A 20,080-nucleotide genomic window follows, 5' to 3' on the forward strand; every position below is an offset into this window, starting at 1 on the left:
CGGATGAAGCAGTTTTCGCAATTCAGTCCGTATTTTGTGATGTTTGCCCTTTTTATCGCAGCTCCGTTCTTTCTTCAGGAGTTTCGATTGGGGCTGTTGGCGAAGTTTTTATGCTTTGCGATTGTGGCGGTCGGCATTTGCCTGATTTGGGGATATACAGGCATTTTGAGCTTGGGGCACGGCGTCTTTTTCGGATTGGGCGCCTACTGTATGGCGATGTATTTAAAAATAGAAGCCTCACCGTCCGGCATTCCTGATTTTATGGAGTGGGCGGGTGTCAGCGAACTGCCGTGGATCTGGGCTTTGTTCAGGCACCCTTTCGCTGCAATTGCGGCGGCTGTCGCTGTGCCTGTGCTACTGGCGTTTCTGCTCGGTTATTTTACGTTCCGCAACAATATAAAGGGAGTTTATTTCTCTTTGATATCACAGGCTGTCGTCGTTGTGGTGGTCACACTGTTTATCGGCAGCCAGGAAATCACCGGCGGCACCAATGGACTTACCAGCTTCTATACGATTTTTCAATATTCTCTGGCTGATCCTGCCTTGAAGCAGATCCTGTATTTTGCCACAGTCTTTTTTCTCGGCCTTACTGTTGTGTTCGCTTTGTTTCTTACGAGAAGCCGCTTTGGCCGGCTTTTGCAGGCGGTTCGCGACGGAGAGAACAGGGTGCGTTTTTTCGGTTATCATTCCACCGTTTTTAAAGTGTTTATTTACTGTGTGTCCGCTGCGATGGCGGGAATTGCCGGGATGCTGTTTGTGCTTCAGGACGGGATGATCTCGCCGGAAATGATGGGCATCATCCCTTCAGTGGAAATGGTGCTGTGGGTGGCGATCGGCGGCAGGCACTCCATTTTCGGAGCTGTGCTGGGCGCGCTGTTAACGAACGGCATGAAAAGCTATTTAAGCGAATATTATCCCGACATTTGGCTGTATTTCCTCGGTGCGCTGTTTATGATCGTCGTGCTTTACTTGCCAAGAGGGATTGTCGGACTGTTTGAAAAGCTTGGAACCCAGCTTTCCTTCTCTAAAAAGAAAGGAGCGGCTGCATATGAAACCGATACTTATCTGCCGTGACGTGAAGGTTCAGTTTGACGGGTTTTGGGCGCTGCAGGGGGCAGATATCAGTGTACAGGAACATGATATTCACTTTTTGATTGGGCCGAATGGCGCCGGGAAAACAACCATGCTGGATATCATTTGCGGGAAAACAAAGCCGCATTCGGGCGAGATTGTGTTTCAGGAAACGGCTGAACTGACAAAGGTTCCGGAATATCAGATCGCGAAAATGGGCGTCGCCAGAAAGTTTCAGGCTCCGAGTGTCTTTACGCAGCTGACGGTGTTTGAAAACCTCGAGCTTGCCATGAAACAGAAAAAAACGATCCTTTCACTGCTGACAGCGCGCATGACAAAACAGCAAAGTGACAGGATCATAGACATTCTGCAGCTGATTGGGTTAGATGATAAACGGGATCTAACAGCCGGCAGCCTGTCACACGGGCAGAAACAATGGCTCGAAATTGGCATGCAGCTCGCCATGGAGCCGAAGCTTTTGCTGCTGGATGAACCGATCGCCGGTATGACGGGAAAAGAGCGTGATAAAACCGGGACTCTCCTTGAGGAGATTGCCAAAACGTGTTCCGTTTTAATTGTGGAGCACGATATGGAGTTTGTCCGCTCGTTTTCCAGAAAAGTCACGGTGATGCATGAAGGGAGAGTGCTTTGTGAAGGATCGATGGATGAGATTACAAGCAATGAAGAGGTGGCAGCGGTGTATTTAGGAAGGAGCGGAGCGTCATGATAGCAGTCAGTAATGTGACATCCGGTTATGATCAATCCATGGTTTTGCATAACCTCAGCATGGAGGTCCGCCCCGGGCAGATCGTCGCTGTATTAGGCCGAAACGGAGTCGGCAAATCCACTTTGCTGAAAACGATCATCGGCCTGATCCCGGCCAAACAGGGACAGATCCGTTTTCATCAAACGTTTGTTCAAAACGAAAAGACGGAAAAACGGGCAAGAGCTGGAATTGCGTACGTGCCCCAAGGGAGAGACATCTTCCCCGCTTTAACCGTTCGCGACAATCTTTTGCTCGGAGAAGAACCGCTTCCTAAGAAGGAGCGGAGAGGGCGGATCAAGGAAGAGATTTTTCAGTGGTTTCCTGTTTTGAAGGACATGCTCGACCGGAAAGGCGGCGATTTAAGCGGAGGACAGCAGCAGCAGCTTGCGATTGCCAGAGCGCTGATGGGAAATCCAAAAATTATTTTACTTGATGAACCAATGGAAGGAATTCAGCCCTCAATCGTGGAATTGATTCAAAAAGTCATCTTAGAAATTTCCAGAAAAGAAGAGACTGCAATTGTTTTGGTGGAACACAGCTTAGAGAACGCCTTAACGTGCGCTGATTATCTTTACGTCATGGACAGGGGAACGGTCGTCGCTCACGGAAAGGCTGACGCAGAAACGGCTCGCCGTTTTGAAAGGCATCTCACCGTATGATCAGCATCCTGAGAAAGGGAGGTGATGGCCCGCCTGCATCGTTCCGGAGATTCATGTAACGCAATCCGCTTTATGAATGACGATAATAAGGAGGACCTAAGATGAAACTGACACCGGTTGAACAAGAGAAATTGCTCATTTTTGCAGCGGGAGAATTAGCCAAGCAGCGAAAGGCGCGCGGCGTTCTGCTGAACTATCCCGAGGCTGCCGCTTATCTCACCTGTTTTATCATGGAAGGCGCGCGTGACGGAAAGGGAGTGGCGGAGCTGATGGAAGCCGGCCGCCATGTATTGACTGAAAAAGATGTCATGGAGGGCGTGCCTGAGATGCTGGACAGCATTCAGGTGGAAGCTACATTCCCTGACGGAGTGAAGCTTGTCACAGTACACCAGCCGATTTCTGCGGAGGTGAAGTCATGAAGCCGGGAGCATTTCAGATTGCTGAAGGGACCATTACGATTAACGAAGGCCGCCAGACACGGGAGATAGCGGTGAAAAACACCGGATCACGTTCCATTCAGGTCGGTTCACATTTTCATTTTGCGGAAGCCAATGGTGCGCTATCGTTTGACCGCGAACAAGCCATCGGCATGCGTATCGACATTCCGTCAGGCACATCGGTCCGTTTTGAGCCAGGTGAGGAGAAAACGGTCACGCTTGTTGAATTCAGCGGACGAAAAACAGTAAGAGGACTGAACGGAATGGCCGATACGTATATCGATGAACGCGGGAAAGAAAAAACGTTAGCCAACTTAAAGAAAGCCGGCTGGATGGAGGGTGTGATTCGATGAAAATGTCACGGGAGCAATACGCGGAGCTGTTTGGTCCGACAACGGGCGATAAAATCAGATTGGGCGATACGGACTTATGGATCGAAGTCGAAAAGGACTTCACTGTTTATGGTGAAGAAATGATCTTTGGAGGCGGAAAAACGATCCGTGACGGCATGGGCCAAAACGGCAGCATCACAGGAAAAGACGGCGCTTTGGATTTGGTGATCACCAACGTCGTGTTATTGGATTACACAGGCATTGTCAAAGCAGATGTCGGTGTAAAGGACGGCCGGATCGTGGGTGTCGGAAAAAGCGGCAACCCCGATATCATGGACGGGGTCGATCCGCATATGGTCATTGGTGCGGGTACAGAGGTGATCTCCGGTGAAGGCAAAATTTTAACGGCTGGAGGAGTGGATACGCACATTCACTTTATTTGTCCTCAGCAGATGGAAGTTGCGCTTTCTTCAGGAGTCACGACTCTTCTTGGAGGCGGAACGGGACCTGCTACAGGAAGCAAAGCGACAACATGTACGTCAGGTGCATGGTATATGGCAAGGATGCTTGAAGCGGCCGAGGAATTCCCGATCAATGTCGGCTTCTTAGGAAAAGGGAATGCATCCGATAAAGCGCCGCTGATCGAACAGGTGGAAGCCGGCGCCATCGGCCTGAAGCTTCATGAAGACTGGGGCACGACGCCAAGCGCTATCAAAACGTGTATGGAAGTTGTGGATGAAGCCGATATTCAAGTCGCAATCCATACGGATACGATCAATGAAGCGGGCTTCCTGGAAAACACGCTTGACGCAATCGGAGACCGGGTGATTCATACATATCACATTGAAGGAGCAGGCGGGGGCCACGCTCCGGATATTATGAAGCTCGCCTCTTACGCGAACATTCTGCCGTCATCCACAACGCCGACAATCCCTTACACCGTCAATACGATGGATGAGCACCTTGACATGATGATGGTCTGTCACCATTTAGATGCGAAGGTGCCCGAGGACGTGGCGTTCAGCCATTCCAGAATCAGGGCTGCGACGATTGCGGCAGAGGACATTCTCCATGATATCGGCGCGATCAGCATGACATCATCGGATTCCCAAGCGATGGGGCGGGTTGGCGAAGTCATTATCCGCACTTGGCAGGTGGCTGACAAAATGAAAAAACAGCGCGGCGCTCTCATTGGAGAAAACGGAAACGATAACGTACGTGCGAAACGCTACATTGCCAAATATACGATTAATCCGGCAATTACTCACGGCCTCAGCCATGAAGTCGGTTCTGTAGAAAAAGGAAAGCTCGCTGACCTTGTCCTGTGGGATCCTGTATTTTTCGGCGTGAAACCGGAATTGGTCTTAAAGGGCGGCATGATAGCACGCGCGCAAATGGGGGATCCAAACGCGTCTATCCCGACTCCGGAGCCTGTGTTCATGCGCCAAATGTATGCTTCCTATGGTAAAGCCAACCGCTCAACTTCCGTCACGTTTATGTCCCAGGCGGGCATTGAAAGGGGTGTGGCGGAAAGGTTAGGGCTGGAAAAAAGAATTTCTCCTGTGAAAAACATCCGCAAGCTGAGCAAGCTGGATATGAAATTAAATGCTGCTTTGCCGAAGATTGAAGTCGATCCGAAAACGTATCAGGTCTTTGCTGACGGAGAAGAATTGTCCTGCCAGCCTGTCGATTATGTTCCGCTGGGACAGCGATATTTCTTATTCTGACAAGACACGGCCGGAGTGCATCCGGCCGTTTTATTGACTAAACGGATGCGCAAGAAGCGCAAATTTAGTGTATATTATATGTTGACAAATGAATTAAATGTAACTATTATAGTTACAACGGTGGTGAAAAAACATGATTAACAGCCGTCTTGCTGTCGCCATTCATATTTTATCGCTCATTTCGATGGATGAAAAAGCGTCTTCGGAAATCATCGCTGACAGTGTCAACACCAACCCGGTTGTTGTAAGAAGGATGATCAGCCTGCTGAAAAAGGGCGATATTCTGACATCACGCGCCGGGGTGCCGGGTGCGAGCCTCAAAAAAGATCCGGCTGATATTTCTCTTTTAGAAGTATATCGAGCTGTTCAAAACCAAGAGGAACTATTTGCGGTTCATGAAAACCCGAACCCGAAGTGTCCGGTAGGCAAAAAAATTCAGTGCGCGCTGGATGAGACATTTGATAGTGTGCAAAAAGCGATGGAAAATGAGCTGGCAAGCAAGTCATTAAAAGATGTAATGAATCATCTCTTTTGATCAAAAGGGATGACTTCTCACCACTAACATGTAACTAAAATTGTTACAAATAAGGAGGAAATCAAAAATGAAAATAGGAATTATCGGTGCAAGCGGAAAAGCGGGAAGTCTGATTTTGAAAGAAGCGAAGGAAAGAGGTCACGAGGTAACTGCCATTGTCCGAAATGCATCTAAAGTGCAGGATCAGAATACAGCGATTTTGGAGAAAGATGTTTTTGAACTGACGGCAGAAGATCTCAAGCCTTTCGATGCACTCGTTAACGCTTTTGGAGCTGCGCCTGGCCAGGAACATCTTCATGTTGAAGCAGGCAGAACATTAATCAGCCTGCTAAAGGATGCAAAACATACAAGATTGTTTGTCGTCGGCGGAGCGGGAAGCCTGTTTGTTGATGAAGCCAAAACAACACGTTTAATGGATACACCGGAATTCCCGAAAGAATATCTTCCGACTGCATCAAATCAAGGAGAGAACCTGAAAGACCTGCAAAAGGCAGACTCTATTTCCTGGACGTTCCTCAGCCCGGCGGCGTTTTTTGATCCGGCAGGAAAGCGGACGGGATCTTACCAAAAAGGAAAAGACAATGTGATCGTAAACGCAAAAGGCGACAGTTATATCAGCTATGCCGATTATGCGATTGCTGTTTTGGATGAGCTTGAACATCCGTCACACAAAAATGAACGCTTCACAGTAGTAAGCGAAGCGGAATAACAAGAAAAAACCCGGAGGATGCTCCGGGTTTTTCTAATTAATAGGTGCTGTACGTATTATAATCGCTGAATATGCCGTCGGCAATTCCAAGCATTAGAAAGATGAAGAATGCGATGATCGCCAGAATCGATACAGCGATGCTCACGATTAAATAAATCCCTTGCATCTTTACAAATTTCGCATAGTTCTCCAGCATTAAATCCTCAGATTGCCCGCTATGCTTTTTAGCCATTAAGCCTGCTTCTTTTGCTGACCGCATCAAAAAGATGCCTGAAATGATTTGCAGTACGCCCGGCACTGCGCCGATAAGAAAAAAGAACGCGCCTGAAAGCGCAGTAAAAGCGCCCATAATAATAAATAAAATGCCTGTTGCTTTTCCCCATTTTGAAATACTGATGAGGGTTTTGTTGACCGTTTCCGGATTCATTGACACGGGTCCCCTTTACAAAAAAATACTCACTTTTCTTTTATACACTATTTGTGAGAAGTTTTGTATAAAGAAATAGAAATAATGAATTGATTTTGCCGCGGTGTGAATGGGGTTTGGCCTGACGATCCGGAGGTGCAAGCCGCTGTTGATAAATTCCGTGATCATATTAGTGATTTTTTATTACGGTTGCACGCTATATGAGAAAGGTCACGCGCGTTTTTACGGGGTGCGTGATGATAGATTATGACCATGCTGAAAAGCCCCGGCCATAAAGGCCGGGGGGATTGGCACATCTTATAAAATCGGCGACAATAGCCGTGACACGGATTCCTTGATGCGGATCCATAATGACCGCTGCTGATATTCCTCGTAGGTGTATTTTCTGGATACGAGCAAATCTTCTTTAAATGTAGAAACCAGTTTTTTGGCAATGTTGATATCATAAATAAATGCATTAACCTCAAAATTCAGCCTGAAGCTTCGGACGTCGATATTCGCTGTCCCGACTGATGCAATTTCGTCATCCACAACGATTGTTTTCGCATGGATAAAGCCATTATCGTAAATATAGACGGTGGCTCCGGCTTTTAAAAGATCCCCGATATACGAAAGCGTGGCCCAGTATACAAAAGCATGATCAGGCTTGTTCGGTATCATAATGTTGACATCAATGCCTGACAGGCACGCGATCCTCAATGCATCCAGCAGGCTTGCGTCCGGAATAAAATAAGGTGTTTGTATCAAAATGTTCCGCTTGGCGTTTGAAATCATTTTGATGTAGCCATTTTTAATTTGTTCCCATTCGGAATCGGGCCCGCTCGTAACAATCTGCATCCCGACGTTTCCCTTTGGGCTGCAATCGGGAAAGTGGTTCGGGATATAGGTGAGCGTATGATGATGTGAAGCTTGGTTCCAGTCAAGGATGAATCGTGTCTGAATGGCGTGAACGGCCGTTCCCTGCAATCGAATATGGGTATCGCGCCAATAGCCGAACTTCGGATTGAGCCCGAGATATTCATCCCCGACATTAAACCCTCCGACATAACCGGTTATGCCGTCTATGATAACAAGCTTTCGGTGGTTGCGGTAATTCAGCCGAAGGTTAATCGGCCTGAGCTTTGAAGGGAAAAAGACCTCCACATGCCCGCCGGCCTCACGCAGTTCTTTAAAAAACTTTTTGCGCAGCGTTCTGGACCCGAGCTCATCATACAAAACCCTGACCTGAACACCTTCTTTCGCTTTTTGAATGAGGGCGTCCCGCAATTTTTTTCCTAATTCATCACCTTTGTAAATATAATATTGTAGATGGATATGATCCTTTGCCTTTGATATGTCATGTAAAAGCCGCTGAAACTTATCACGTCCGTCTGTTATGACATCAACTGAATTATCCTCTGTAAAGACAGCGTGATTATTCATGATGAGCATATATATTAAATCCTTATTATCAAAGGTTGCCCGGTTGTTGAACTGAAATTGCCTGTTTTCTAATTCTTCAAGCTGATGCTGCAGCAGCTTTTCGATTCCGATTTTCTTTCGATCCTCCCATTGAAACAAATGCTTGCGTCTGAGATTATGACCGAATAATAGGTATAAAATAAAGCCTAAAACGGGAATAAAGAAAAGAACAAGCAGCCAAGCCCATGATGCACTGGCATCGCGCCGTTCTTTGAATATGACAATGATGGCCAAAAGAATATTCAAAATGAAAAAAAGTGACAAAAGGATGGAAGAAATACTCACTTTGTAACCCCGCTAATTCATATTTATCAAGAAGATTGCCATTAGTATTCCATGAATAACAGCAATCTGATTCCCATTACAAATTATAACACTGACTTTTTAAAAGAATAAAGTGTGTTGATCCAGATTCTTCGCGAAAAACACGGGCAGATTTCTTTAAAACCAGCTTGCACCTGCGTTAAAATAAACTCATATGATAACGTTCGTGAAGCCTTGCAAAATCAAATAAAGGGGGAGAATTACATGAACTTTTACAGAATTGAACAAATGCCGGGGTTCATTAAAACAGAAATGCAAAAAATTCAAAAGGCTGTACAGCCTTTAATGAAGAAAACTGTCATCTACCGTTTTCTTGCTGTTCCGCTTGCTGCATTCTCTCTCTTTAATTTGGCTGCTTTCCTTTTTCATGCTTCAGCAGACAGAGAGTCTCTGATCAGCGCCGGACTTTTTGCGCTTCTTGCTGCACTTGGATTAGCATTTTTTAAAGAAGCGGGCTATCAGCATAAACAAATTCAAAAGACCGTTCATATTTATATGCTGAACAGAATCAAAAAGAGCGAAATTCTTTCAGAAGAGCGCAAAAACACGTATACGCGCCAGATCAAGGAAGAACCGTTTGCGATGCGGAGCTTTGTTGAGTTTTTGACTGAAGAAGACAGACGCAAGAAAATGCTGTATTAAAAAAGAGCTGACATGGGTCAGCTCTTTTTATTCAAATACGGGCTCATCTTCATAATAATAGGAATCCGGGTCTTCATACGTATCCATATCCTCAAAAGCGGCGATGCCGACAAATACGAGGAAGAAAATAAGCAGTATGATTCCGATAAGGCCTGCGGCGATACTTGATGCAGCGTAGAATAATTGCATTTTAATAAATTTTCCGTAGTTCTCCAGCATGCTTTCACCCGCACTGCCGGTCAGATTTCCGCTCGCCTCTTTGGCTGATTTTGCCGACCGCATCAGAAATACGCCTGAAATAATGAGCAGAACGCCTGGAATAGCGCCTATGACTGTCATTAAAGCCGACAGGGCAGCCAGCGCGCCCATGACAATCAAAAGAATTCCTGTTATTTTGCCCCACTTTGCAATGTCTGAAAGCGATTTGACGGCAGCAGCGCTCAGTTCTCGTTTTTCGCCCTCTGTGCTGTTGTTCTCCTGCTCGGTCACGCTGTTTTCTTCGTGATGATTTTCAATATGGTTTTCATCTTTATCAAGACTAATCATGATAGCTCTCTCCCTAATATTTTTAAGTCATATCGCTTGCCGTCCATTTCGGCAATACCGGGGAATAACCCCCATTCCTTGAAACCGTGCTTTTCAAACAGCTTTAGGCTAGGCTTGTTATGTCCGAAAATGAAGGCCATAAGCGAGCGGATGCCAAGCTCCGGCGCGATGCGGAGCGCTTCCTGAAGCAAATGCGTTCCGGCGCCTTTGCCGCGGCATGATTCATGAATGTATATGCTGATCTCGGCTGTTTTATTATAAGCAGGCCTGCCGTAAAATCTTTCGAAGCTGATCCAGGCAGCCACGTCCCCGTTTTCATCCTCAGCAACATACAGCGGCCGTTCGTCTGTATGTCCCAAAAACCATGCCATCCGGTCTTCCGGAGTTACCGGTTCAGTATCGGCTGTTACCATTCGCGAGGCAATCGTAGAGTTATAAATCGCTACAACCGCTTCTATATCCTTTTTTTCAGCAAGACGTAATGTTAAGTTCATACGTATCTTGTTCTCCTCTCAAAAAAATTACATATTTTCTTATCAGCCTGCACAAACTATATCTAAAAAAGTTTTTTGTATCGATGTATATATTTTCAGAAAAGTGTTCAGAATGTTGCTGAGGTGATGAAACAATGAGAGAGGAAGAAAAGAAAACTTCTCAAGTCAAAAAACTTCAGCAGTTTTTTCGTAAACGCTGGGTGTTCCCTGCAATTTACTTAGTCAGTGCGGCCGTCATTTTAACAGCTGTCCTTTGGTATCAATCTGTATCAAATGATGAGGTAAAGGATCAGTTAGCTGATAACGGCGGAAGCTCCGCGTATGACAACAACGACGATGCAGTTGAAGTAGGAAAGTCTATGGAAAATGTCGCAATGCCGGTTGTTGATTCTGAAAACGTTTCTGTTGTGAAAAAGTTCTATGAAACTGATGCCGCAAAAGAAGAAAAAGAAGCAGCACTCGTTACCTATAATAACACGTACAGCCTAAGCAAAGGAATTGACTTAGCTGAGAAAGACGGAAAAGATTTCGATGTTTCTGCTTCTCTAAGCGGTACGGTTGTGAAAGCTGAAAAAGATCCAGTGCTGGGATATGTTGTGGAAATCGAACATGCTGATGGGTTATCTACTGTGTATCAATCACTTTCTGAAGTAGGTGTTGAGCAAGGCGACAAGGTGAAGCAAAACCAGGTCATCGGAAAGTCTGGCAAGAACCTTTACAGCGAAGAAAGCGGCAACCACGTACACTTTGAAATCCGTAAAGACGGAGTTGCTATGAACCCGCTGAACTTTATGGACAAGCCGGTTTCTTCTATTGAAAAAGCGGCAGCTGCAGAAGAAAAAGCTGCAACTGAGGAAACAGAAGAATCCATTCAGCAATCATCAGAAAAAAAGGATGGTTCGACTGAAAAAGGAACTGACGAAAAATCCGAGGACAAAACGGATGATTCAACTGACAAATCAGGTTCCAAAGAAAGCAGCACAACAGAAGGCACTGAACAGTCCTAATGAAGAAAACGTCTATCGGTGTGATAGGCGTTTTTTTGTTACTTTTTGTTTCACTGTGCCGTCTATGTATTTACATGCACAAGATGCCGCTGGAAAGGAGGCTGTTTTTATGCATCGTCTATTACTCGCAGGCTGGATCTTCTTCATTTTACTCTCTGTCTGTACAGAAAGCTTCAGTGATATGGTGATGTCGCAGACAGTGGCATTTCACTTTCATCCGCATCCTGATCTATACCAATTTTTAGACATGGATTTTACTCAGCTGACCACGCCTGAAGCTGTAATTCAAAAAATCGGGCACGCGTTTTCTTTCTTCGTGCTGATATATTTGTTCTGGAAGCAATGGAGCTGTATAAAATGGGCCTCGGCCGGAGCATTCGTGTTTGCCGTTTTTACGGAAATCATTCAGCTTTTCTTCAGCAGAAACGGCTGTATCCGGGATGTGCTCATTGACAGTGTTGGGATTGCCCTGTTTCTTAGATTATTTGTTATCGCAAAGCGGAATAAACATGAGGTGTATGAAAAATATTAAAGCCGGCGCTCTGCATTCAGAGGCCGGCTTTTTTGCTTAGAAATTTTGATCGGTTGGTTTTTTCGTAATCTTGTTGATAATCGCTTCATAGATTCGAACGATGAAATCAACGAACGGGCGAAGAAGATCTGAAAATCTAAAGAACAGGAACCCGATAATGATCGCGACAACAAGGCTGCCCAACACATCTACCGGATAGTGATGTCCCACCCAAATTCGTGAAAAACCGGTCAAAAGCCCGAAGATGACGAGCGGCCAGCCGATTTTACGGTTTCTGAAAAGCATTGCAATCGAAATAGCCAGCGCTCCCGTTGTGTGGTCACTCGGAAAAGAAGCATCTGCATCGTGCGGAATCAGCGTATGCACTGTGTGAGCGACGAAAGGGCGTGGTTCAACATAAACTTGTGTAATCAAGAAATTAATCACAAGACCCGCAATTCCTGTAATTCCTGCGTAAAGCACGTTCTTTCTGCTTTGTGTGTTCCCGAACAGCCACATCACCAATAAGATAAGCGCATAGGCAACGATCGCGTATTCCGTTATGAAAACCATAATGGAATCGAGAACAGAATTGTGATGAGATAATCCATGGATAGCTTTAAATATTTCGTAATTCAAATAATCACCTTTTACATTTTTATATTAAGTAGACTCATCTTACTCAGAAAAAGTTTCAAATAAAAATAGAGATTGTCTGAAATCATGGTGCTTGAAGAGGATTCGAATGGGTACCACGGTTTCTGGGGGTTTTTTCTGTTCGCAAAAAAAGAGATCCGGAGTGTCCGAATCTCTTAACGATATTACAGCGCTTCAGGTCCTTCTTCGCCGGTGCGGATATTAATCGTATTGCCGATTTCATAGACAAAGATTTTACCGTCACCCGGTGATCCCGTTTTCAGAACCCGCTTAGCGGTCTCAGTTACTTGATCAACAGGAACCTTGCTGACCACGATTTCGATTTTTAACCGTTCATATACATTGCTTTCTATTTTTACCCCTCGATAAAGCTCCGTATGTGCTTTTTGAAGCCCGCAGCCGTGAACATTGGAGAAGGTCAGAGAGGTGACTCCGATTTTTCCGAGTTCCTGCTTCAGCTTTTCAAAATTTGCCGGACGCGTTACAATTTCTACCTTGAACATTTGACCGCTCATAGCGTCACTCCTCACATAGAATCTTGATATGCTTTTTCCCCGTGCATTGTTAAATCAAGCCCGAGTGATTCTTCTTCTTCGGTTGCGCGTAGGGGAAGGAAGAGGCCTACAATTTTAATAATAACGAATGTGACAATAAATACAAAAACATAAGTTGCGGCGATCGCTACAATTTGTTTCCAGATTAAACTTGCATCCCCGTAGAATAAACCATCTGCACCAGCGGAGTTGACTGAAGTTGTTGCGAACAATCCTGTCGCGATGCCGCCCCATGTGCCGCCGATGCCGTGCAGGCCAAAGGCGTCAAGTGCGTCATCATATCCGAATTTCTGTTTCAGCGAGAAGACACCCCAGAAACAAACCGCTCCGCCAATGATGCCAATGATAATGGAAGAAAACGGTGTGACAAACCCGGCCGCCGGCGTAATGGCCACAAGTCCTGCGATCGCTCCTGATACCGCGCCGAGCATCGTCGGTTTTTTGTTGATGATCCATTCAACCAATATCCAGCCGGCAATCCCCGCTGCAGCTGCCGTGTTTGTATTAATAAAGGCGTACATGGCCACATCGTTTAATGTCAGGGCGCTGCCGACGTTAAAACCGAACCAGCCGAACCAAATCAGGGCGCCTCCCAAGAAGGTGTAAATGAGGTTATGCGGAGAAGACGCTGTGCCGTCTTTCCGTTTGCCGAGCACGATAGCCAGAACAAGGCCGGCCACCCCGGAAGAAATATGAACAACGTTTCCGCCCGCGAAATCAAGTGCGCCAAGCTGGCCGATCCAGCCTCCGCCCCATACCCAGTGAGCAACCGGCGTGTAAACCAATGAAACCCATAAAACCGAGAATAAAAGAAAAGCGCCGAATCGCATCCGCTCTGCGAAAGCCCCGGAAATGATAGCAGTTGTCAGAACCGCGAACGTCATTTGGAACATCATAAATAATGAATGGGGAATCGTGTCGCTGTAATCACCCGGATCAAATCCGACCCCCTTCAGACCTGCCCACTCCAGTCCGCCAATGATTGAATTGCCTGGTGCGAAGGCAAGTGTATATCCGAACAGCACCCAAACGATGGAAACGATGGCGATGGAAGAGAAACTGTGCATTGCTGTACTCAGCACATTTTTGCTTTTTACCATTCCTCCATAAAATAACGCTAACCCCGGGGTCATCAGCCACACGAGTAAAGCGCAAAAGAACATAAATACTGTATCGCCCATTTGCATGTCTCATTCCTCCGTATCTTTCAGAATAAAAGCAATTATTATATTTCTTCATTATAGAGAAAAAAGAATGATAAAACATTTTCATGTGAGATTTCCTAACATGTTTTTTAGTGTGTGTTATCGATGCGGGCGAAGAAAGAAAAAACGCTATTTGCCATACAAGACTTTATGTCTATAAAATAATTCTGTTTTTATGAGAAAAAAGGGAATTGACAATAAATAGAATTATATATAGTGTATTAAGTGTACTAGTTGATATAATACATTAAGGGGGGATGCGATATGAATAAAGGCAGCAGGCTGCTGAGAGCGTTAAGAAAGTCCATTCCGGCGACATTCCGGTTGTTTTTGGCCTTTAATTTTGTTGTGTACGGCCTGGCGAAAGTGGTCATGGGGCAGTTTGGGGGAGCAACACCTGAAATTGCAGCTGCGGTGGGAAAGGGAAAGGGATTTACAATTGCGTGGACATTTTTTGGTTATTCTCATGTCTATGAAGTATTTATAGGCTTTGGAGAAATCATTGCTGCAGTTTTGCTGTTGATTCCAAGAACATCTGCGTTAGGTGCCGTTGTATTTATGCCGATTATTGTGAACATCGTCATGATTAACTATTGTTTTGATATTGGCGTGCAGGATCTCAGTACGATATTAATGATCATGTGTTTGATTCTGCTTTGGATTGACCGCCGCAAATTTATGGGCATGTTTAATCAGCAGCCGATTAACGGCAGGCAGGTGATGAAGCTATGACACCTTTTATGATCGCAGTGCTTGCCGGTATGTTTGTATGCACCACCTTTTATTTTTATATAAAAGAAAAATCGTGAGATAAGCGCTTCTCCTGAGAACTTCACAAGCGTCATGCAAGAATTCATGTGAAGTGAGAGTAAAATATGGGATGTGAGAAACACTAACCAGCATCAGGAGGAAACGCAAAATGAACACACTTACCATTGTTTTTCAAAACACAGCATTGGTTATCATTGATCTGCAAAAAGGAATTGTGCCAATAGACAAAAGCGGACAGGTTGTTCCGAATGCGAAAAAACTTGTTGACGAATTCCGAAAGCATAACGGCTTTATCAGCTTTGTGAATGTAGCCTTCCATGACGGAGTAGATGCGCTAAAGCCGGAAACGGATGAACAGGCGCAGGAAGGTTCAGGTGAAATGCCGGCGGATTGGGCGGAATTTGTTCCGGAAATCGGTGTGCAGGACGGAGATTACATAGTGACCAAACGCCAGTGGGGCGCATTTTTCGGCACGGACTTAGATTTGCAGCTGAGACGCCGCGGCATTGATACGATTGTACTGTGCGGCATTGCCACAAATATCGGAGTGGAAAGTACGGCTCGCGAGGCCTTTCAGCTTGGCTATCAGCAGATTTTTATTACCGACGCGATGTCCACGTTCAGTGAGGATGAGCATGAAGCCACACTGCGCTTTATTTTTCCGAGAATCGGTAAATCGCGGACAACAGAAGAATTTTTATCTCAAGTGAAATGAAAATATCAAAAAAGAGCCGTGCTGTCTTTTTAACGGCGGTAGCTTCAGGAACGATGCTGAATCCGCTGAACTCGTCTATGATTTCTCTGGCGCTCCACAGCATCCAGCATGAGTTTCGCCTGTCGTTTACGACGGTTTCCTGGCTGATCTCCTCTTTCTATTTGGCGAGTGCTGTGGCCCAGCCTGTGACGGGAAAGCTTGGCGATTTGATTGGGCGGAAAAGGTTGTTTTTATATGGGCTTATTCTTGTGGCGGTTTCCGCCATCGGGGCGCCGCTTGCGCCAACCTTTATGACATTACTGGTCATGCGGCTGTTTCAATCGGTGGGGAGCAGTGCGATTTATCCGTCGGGAGTCGGGCTGATACGAAATCACATACATGAGCGCCAGGCTTCAGCCATGGCGGTGCTGTCCATATTTGCATCTGCAATGACGGCGCTGGGGCCGACAGTCGGCGGCTTTTTGATTGTCTGGGGCGGCTGGCCGGCGATTTTTATCGTCAATCTGCCGTTTATTATCCTCAGCTTCCTATTCGGGATGTATATGTTCCCGAAGGATCAGAAAAAAGGGGTGGGGATCAGAGCGGTTATCCGGCAGCTAGATGTTCCGGGAATCCTTTTGTTTGCCGGCGGGATCATTTTGCTCCTGTCCTTTTTGCTTTCATTCAGCACATCCCCGCATGCGTCAGAAGGTGTGATTGGTGTCATTCTGCTTGTCGCATTTATCTGGCGTGAGCTGAAAACGGAGAAGCCGTTTATTGATGTCCGTTTGTTTAAAACGCAGCGAAGCCTGTCAGCGGTATACGTTCAGTTTATTTTACTCAATGTATTCTTCTACTGTTTATTTTTCGGCCTGCCGAGTTATTTTCAGGATGAAATGCATCTTTCTGTCCAAACGAGCGGTCTGTTTATGCTGTTCATGTCAGGAATGAGCATCGCTGTATCGCCCATTACAGGCAAGTGGATTGACCGATCGGGAGTCATCAAGCCGATTTTGGCGGGGGCGCTTCTGATGACGGCTGGCGCTGTACTCTTAACGGTCTTTTTTATCAGCGTTCCGGTCATCGGGAAAGGCTTGATCCTGTCGCTTCTCGGCATCGGTTACGGACTTGGAAACGTGGCGCTTCAGGCGGCGATGCTGAAAACGAGCCCTTCAGACATGGTGGGAACCACCTCGGGCCTGTTCCAAACCTGCCGTTACCTCGGCTCAATTTTATCCTCCGTGATTCTGGGCCTTCTGTTCGGTAAAGAGATTACAGCGGCTCATTTTGATATCATGGGAATGATCCTTATTGCTGTAGGCGCATTGAGTCTCTTTATGGCTTTGAGATTCACCGCCTTAATGAAAACAAGAACATGAGAAAAGAGACAGATATGCGAGTCTGTCTCTTTTTCTTGTTTAGGATGCTCAAAAATGAATAAAAGGATTGTGTATCATAGCCAATGTATTTATCTGACTTTTCAGTTATATTACGTAACATATCATGTTAGAAAACAATACATATAACGGAAGATAGACAATGCTGAAAGGGGAGCCGGCTATGGAGTTAAAAGAGAGTCAGCAGCAATCAAACAGGCTGAGCAATGAGGATCTGCTGCCTTTAGGGCAGGAAAAACGCACTTGGAAAGCAATAAACTTTGCCTCGATTTGGATGGGGTGCATACATAATATACCGACCTACGCGACAGTGGGCGGATTAATTGCAATCGGGCTTTCACCGTGGCAGGTGATGGCGATCATTATTACGGCCTCGCTTATTTTGTTTGGCGCACTCGCCTTAAACGGGCATGCAGGGACAAAATACGGGCTGCCGTTTCCTGTGATTATCCGGGCTTCATATGGAATTTACGGCGCAAACATTCCGGCGCTTCTGAGGGCTTTTACAGCCATTATGTGGCTTGGCATTCAAACCTTTGCCGGAAGCACGGCGCTGAATATTTTGCTGTTAAATATGTGGCCCGGCTGGGGAGAGATTGGCGGGGAGTGGAATATTCTGGGCATTCACTTGTCTGGTTTCCTCTCTTTCGTATTCTTTTGGGCTGTGCATTTACTCGTATTGCATCACGGCATGGAATCAATTAAGCGTTTCGAGGTATGGGCAGGTCCTTTAGTATATGTGGTGTTTGGCGGCATGGTATGGTGGGCGGTCGATATAGCCGGAGGACTCGGGCCCATCTATTCGCAGCCTGGAAAATTTCATACGTTTTCAGAAACATTTTGGCCGTTTGCTGCCGGAGTCACCGGCATTATCGGCATTTGGGCGACGTTAATTTTAAACATACCTGATTTTACACGGTTTGCTGAAACGCAAAAAGAGCAGATTAAAGGCCAGTTTTACGGCTTGCCGGGAACCTTCGCATTATTTGCGTTTGCCAGTATTACGGTGACCTCCGGTTCGCAGGTTGCTTTCGGCGAACCGATTTGGGACGTGGTTGATATTTTAGCGAGGTTTGATAATCCTTATGTCATCGTATTATCTGTGATTACACTCTGTATTGCCACCATATCAGTTAATGTCGCAGCAAACATCGTCTCTCCGGCTTATGATATTGCGAATGCTTTGCCGAAATATATTAATTTTAAACGAGGCAGCTTTATTACAGCCCTGCTCGCTTTATTTACGGTTCCGTGGAAACTCATGGAGAGCGCAACCAGCGTTTATGCGTTTCTCGGTTTAATCGGCGGCATGCTCGGTCCGGTGGCGGGCGTCATGATGGCTGATTACTTTATCATTCGCAAGCGGGAGCTCTCAGTTGATGACCTTTATTCCGAAACCGGACGGTATGTGTATTTTAAAGGGTATAACTACCGGGCATTCGCAGCCACGCTTTTAGGCGCACTGATCTCATTAATCGGAATGTATGTCCCCGCATTAAAAGGCTTATATGACATCTCATGGTTTGTAGGTGTGCTGACATCATTTCTTGTCTATATTGCTCTGATGCGGATTCACCCGCCGATATCATCGGCTATTGGAAAGTATGATTCTGGGCAGGTGCGTCGAGCTGAATAAGAACTTATGCAGGTGAAATTTGAGATGGTTTTCCATAAATGGATAACTTATAATGATATAAGAAAATCCATTCTAAATAGAAATGAGAATCCAATATGAAAATATCATTTTTTATTTCTGCGGCAGCCGTTTTAACTGCTGTTATTATCGCTTTAACCTATGATAAGACGGCAGCAAATGAACAAGACTCAGTGAACTGCTTATATGTTTCTCCTGACGGCAATGATCAAAATGAAGGGACGAAAACAAAGCCATTTCGTACACTTGCGCATGCCGCTAAGGAAGCTGTTGCCGGAACAACCGTAATCATCCGGGAAGGCACGTATGATGAACCGCTTGATGTGAAGCATAGCGGCGCGGATGGAAAGCCTATCACGTTTCGAAGCTATCAGAACGAGAAAGCAATCATTACCGGGAAATCGATGACGAGCGCAGAATATGAAACGCCGTTAATCCGCATAGACAATAAACATTACATCACAATCAGCGGTTTAACGATTGAGAATCTCTCTGTTTCATCTGAAGAAGCAACCGCCATGGGAATTTATGTGACTGGATCCAGCAGCCATATCACGATTAAGGATAATCATGTTCGGAATATAAAAACAACGGCGGACGAGGGCAATGCCCACGGAATTGCGGTTTATGGGACGGGAAGCATGAAAGACATTAAGATTACGGATAATACCGTTGAAAAGCTGACACTCGGAGCGAGTGAAGCGGTTGTGCTGAACGGAAACATTGACGGCTTTACGGTTGCAGGCAATCTGGTCCGTGATAATAACAATATTGGCATCGATCTTATCGGATATGAAGGAACGGCAGATCAAAACGATTATGTTCGAAACGGCGTCGTAGAAAACAATACTGTCTATCATCATTCAACTTTCGGAAATCCTGCTTATGGAGATGAGTACTCAGCGGGCGGAATATATGTCGACGGAGGACGCAATATTGACATAAGGAAAAACATGGTTTACAGAAATGATATCGGTATTGAAGCAACCTCTGAGCACAAAGGAAAATATGCTGAGGATATAAACATTACCGACAACAAAGTGTACCAGAATGCGTACACGGGTATTTCAATCGGCGGATATGACAAAGAGCGTGGCGGCACCACCGGTTCTGTGATTGCTCACAACATTATTTTCCGCAACGATACAAAAGAGCTGTATGGCGGACAGCTATTGCTGCAGCACGATACAAAAAACAACGTAATAGAAAAGAACATCATGACAGCAAGTGATTCAAGGCTGTTTATTGCCAACGAATTTAAAACCAATGAAGGAAATACAGTCAATCATAACGTTTACCATAAGGAAGCAGGTAAGGACGGCTTATGGATGTGGAAAAAGACTGAATACGACTCGTTTTCATCTTATCAAAAAGCAACGAAAAATGATGTCGGTTCTATTTATGCAGATCCGATGTATCGTGACGAAGAGTCTTTTGATTTTACATTAGATCCGGATTCACCTGCGCGTCCGATTATTGAATCATGAAAGAAGCGGCATT

Annotated in this window: 23 protein-coding genes; 16 read left to right on the forward strand and 7 right to left on the reverse strand. The window is 45.6% G+C overall.

The genetic code is table 11. The features are described from left to right. The first annotated feature begins 3 nt into the window (after nucleotides 1-3). From urtC to H7F27_RS02580, 8 genes are all read left to right on the forward strand, one after another. Nucleotides 4-1,074 (forward strand): urea ABC transporter permease subunit UrtC, encoded by a 1,071-nt coding sequence (urtC, locus tag H7F27_RS02545; RefSeq protein ID WP_101859821.1) that lies wholly within the window; start codon nucleotides 4-6, stop codon nucleotides 1,072-1,074. After that, nucleotides 1,049-1,798, forward strand: coding sequence for an urea ABC transporter ATP-binding protein UrtD (gene urtD, locus H7F27_RS02550; protein ID WP_101859822.1), 750 nt, complete (start codon nucleotides 1,049-1,051; stop codon nucleotides 1,796-1,798). Before urtC ends, urtD begins: the two co-directional genes overlap by 26 nt. Then, nucleotides 1,795-2,496 carry an urea ABC transporter ATP-binding subunit UrtE gene (gene urtE, locus H7F27_RS02555; protein WP_185848514.1) on the forward strand — a complete coding sequence of 234 codons (702 nt, stop codon included), beginning with the start codon at nucleotides 1,795-1,797 and terminating at the stop codon, nucleotides 2,494-2,496. The genes urtD and urtE overlap by 4 nt, the downstream gene beginning before the upstream one ends. Before the next feature lie 101 nt (nucleotides 2,497-2,597). Next, nucleotides 2,598-2,915 (forward strand): urease subunit gamma, encoded by a 318-nt coding sequence (gene ureA, locus H7F27_RS02560; RefSeq protein WP_024123140.1) that lies wholly within the window; start codon nucleotides 2,598-2,600, stop codon nucleotides 2,913-2,915. Next, on the forward strand, nucleotides 2,912-3,286 hold the full coding sequence (gene ureB, locus H7F27_RS02565; protein ID WP_024123139.1) for an urease subunit beta: 375 nt from the start codon (nucleotides 2,912-2,914) through the stop codon (nucleotides 3,284-3,286). The genes ureA and ureB overlap by 4 nt, the downstream gene beginning before the upstream one ends. Then, on the forward strand, nucleotides 3,283-4,992 hold the full coding sequence (gene ureC / locus H7F27_RS02570; RefSeq protein WP_024123138.1) for an urease subunit alpha: 1,710 nt from the start codon (nucleotides 3,283-3,285) through the stop codon (nucleotides 4,990-4,992). Before ureB ends, ureC begins: the two co-directional genes overlap by 4 nt. Before the next feature lie 133 nt (nucleotides 4,993-5,125). Next, nucleotides 5,126-5,527 (forward strand): Rrf2 family transcriptional regulator, encoded by a 402-nt coding sequence (locus H7F27_RS02575; RefSeq protein WP_095712824.1) that lies wholly within the window; start codon nucleotides 5,126-5,128, stop codon nucleotides 5,525-5,527. A 67-nt stretch (nucleotides 5,528-5,594) separates the two neighbouring features. Next, entirely contained in the window at nucleotides 5,595-6,236 is a 642-nt protein-coding gene (locus H7F27_RS02580) for an NAD(P)-dependent oxidoreductase (RefSeq protein WP_095712825.1), read from the forward strand. Between the two features lie 37 nt (nucleotides 6,237-6,273). On the opposite strand, the gene H7F27_RS02585 is transcribed toward H7F27_RS02580, so the two are convergent. Both H7F27_RS02585 and cls read right to left on the reverse strand, forming a co-directional pair. After that, complete coding sequence (locus H7F27_RS02585) at nucleotides 6,274-6,663, reverse strand: DUF5362 family protein (protein ID WP_185848515.1); 390 nt, start codon at nucleotides 6,661-6,663, stop codon at nucleotides 6,274-6,276. 297 nt (nucleotides 6,664-6,960) lie between these two features. Then, complete coding sequence (gene cls / locus H7F27_RS02590) at nucleotides 6,961-8,409, reverse strand: cardiolipin synthase (RefSeq protein WP_024123134.1); 1,449 nt, start codon at nucleotides 8,407-8,409, stop codon at nucleotides 6,961-6,963. Between the two features lie 243 nt (nucleotides 8,410-8,652). On the opposite strand from cls, the gene H7F27_RS02595 reads away from it, so the two are divergent. Then, on the forward strand, nucleotides 8,653-9,090 hold the full coding sequence (locus H7F27_RS02595) for a DUF5392 family protein (RefSeq protein WP_024123133.1): 438 nt from the start codon (nucleotides 8,653-8,655) through the stop codon (nucleotides 9,088-9,090). Between the two features lie 27 nt (nucleotides 9,091-9,117). Here the strand turns inward: H7F27_RS02595 and H7F27_RS02600 are convergent, their stop codons facing one another. Further along, nucleotides 9,118-9,636: a DUF5362 family protein gene (locus H7F27_RS02600; RefSeq protein ID WP_024123132.1), complete on the reverse strand. Its 519-nt coding sequence runs from the start codon at nucleotides 9,634-9,636 to the stop codon at nucleotides 9,118-9,120. Continuing rightward, entirely contained in the window at nucleotides 9,633-10,130 is a 498-nt protein-coding gene (locus tag H7F27_RS02605) for a GNAT family N-acetyltransferase (RefSeq protein WP_024123131.1), read from the reverse strand. Before H7F27_RS02605 ends, H7F27_RS02600 begins: the two co-directional genes overlap by 4 nt. Before the next feature lie 134 nt (nucleotides 10,131-10,264). Here H7F27_RS02605 and spoIIQ point away from each other — a divergent pair, with 134 nt between their 5' ends. Further along, a complete protein-coding gene (gene spoIIQ / locus H7F27_RS02610) occupies nucleotides 10,265-11,137 on the forward strand; it encodes a stage II sporulation protein SpoIIQ (protein WP_024123130.1) in 873 nt (290 codons plus the stop codon). Nucleotides 11,138-11,246: 109 nt separating this feature from the next. Further along, on the forward strand, nucleotides 11,247-11,669 hold the full coding sequence (locus H7F27_RS02615) for a VanZ family protein (RefSeq protein ID WP_185848516.1): 423 nt from the start codon (nucleotides 11,247-11,249) through the stop codon (nucleotides 11,667-11,669). A 36-nt stretch (nucleotides 11,670-11,705) separates the two neighbouring features. On the opposite strand, the gene bcrC is transcribed toward H7F27_RS02615, so the two are convergent. The 3 genes from bcrC to amtB form a co-directional block, all read right to left on the reverse strand. Then, nucleotides 11,706-12,287 (reverse strand): undecaprenyl-diphosphate phosphatase BcrC, encoded by a 582-nt coding sequence (gene bcrC / locus H7F27_RS02620; RefSeq protein ID WP_024123128.1) that lies wholly within the window; start codon nucleotides 12,285-12,287, stop codon nucleotides 11,706-11,708. Nucleotides 12,288-12,469: 182 nt separating this feature from the next. Next, nucleotides 12,470-12,820, reverse strand: a complete 351-nt coding sequence (locus tag H7F27_RS02625; protein WP_010332189.1) for a P-II family nitrogen regulator — start codon at nucleotides 12,818-12,820, stop codon at nucleotides 12,470-12,472. An 11-nt stretch (nucleotides 12,821-12,831) separates the two neighbouring features. Continuing rightward, nucleotides 12,832-14,046 carry an ammonium transporter AmtB gene (gene amtB / locus H7F27_RS02630; protein ID WP_024123127.1) on the reverse strand — a complete coding sequence of 405 codons (1,215 nt, stop codon included), beginning with the start codon at nucleotides 14,044-14,046 and terminating at the stop codon, nucleotides 12,832-12,834. Between the two features lie 282 nt (nucleotides 14,047-14,328). On the opposite strand from amtB, the gene H7F27_RS02635 reads away from it, so the two are divergent. From H7F27_RS02635 to H7F27_RS02655, 5 genes are all read left to right on the forward strand, one after another. Further along, a complete protein-coding gene (locus tag H7F27_RS02635; RefSeq protein WP_101859824.1) occupies nucleotides 14,329-14,796 on the forward strand; it encodes a hypothetical protein in 468 nt (155 codons plus the stop codon). Between the two features lie 187 nt (nucleotides 14,797-14,983). Continuing rightward, the gene (locus H7F27_RS02640) at nucleotides 14,984-15,550 is read left to right on the forward strand and encodes an isochorismatase family protein (RefSeq protein WP_101859825.1); all 567 of its coding nucleotides are present in this window, start codon (nucleotides 14,984-14,986) and stop codon (nucleotides 15,548-15,550) included. Beyond that, the gene (locus H7F27_RS02645; RefSeq protein WP_101859826.1) at nucleotides 15,547-16,908 is read left to right on the forward strand and encodes an MFS transporter; all 1,362 of its coding nucleotides are present in this window, start codon (nucleotides 15,547-15,549) and stop codon (nucleotides 16,906-16,908) included. Before H7F27_RS02640 ends, H7F27_RS02645 begins: the two co-directional genes overlap by 4 nt. Before the next feature lie 181 nt (nucleotides 16,909-17,089). Continuing rightward, complete coding sequence (gene pucI / locus H7F27_RS02650; RefSeq protein ID WP_024123123.1) at nucleotides 17,090-18,562, forward strand: allantoin permease; 1,473 nt, start codon at nucleotides 17,090-17,092, stop codon at nucleotides 18,560-18,562. 95 nt (nucleotides 18,563-18,657) lie between these two features. After that, nucleotides 18,658-20,067, forward strand: a complete 1,410-nt coding sequence (locus H7F27_RS02655) for a right-handed parallel beta-helix repeat-containing protein (RefSeq protein ID WP_185848517.1) — start codon at nucleotides 18,658-18,660, stop codon at nucleotides 20,065-20,067. Nucleotides 20,068-20,080: the final 13 nt, after the last annotated feature.

It is taken from the genome of Bacillus sp. PAMC26543, assembly GCF_014250375.1.
GTDB lineage: Bacteria > Bacillota > Bacilli > Bacillales > Bacillaceae > Bacillus > Bacillus halotolerans.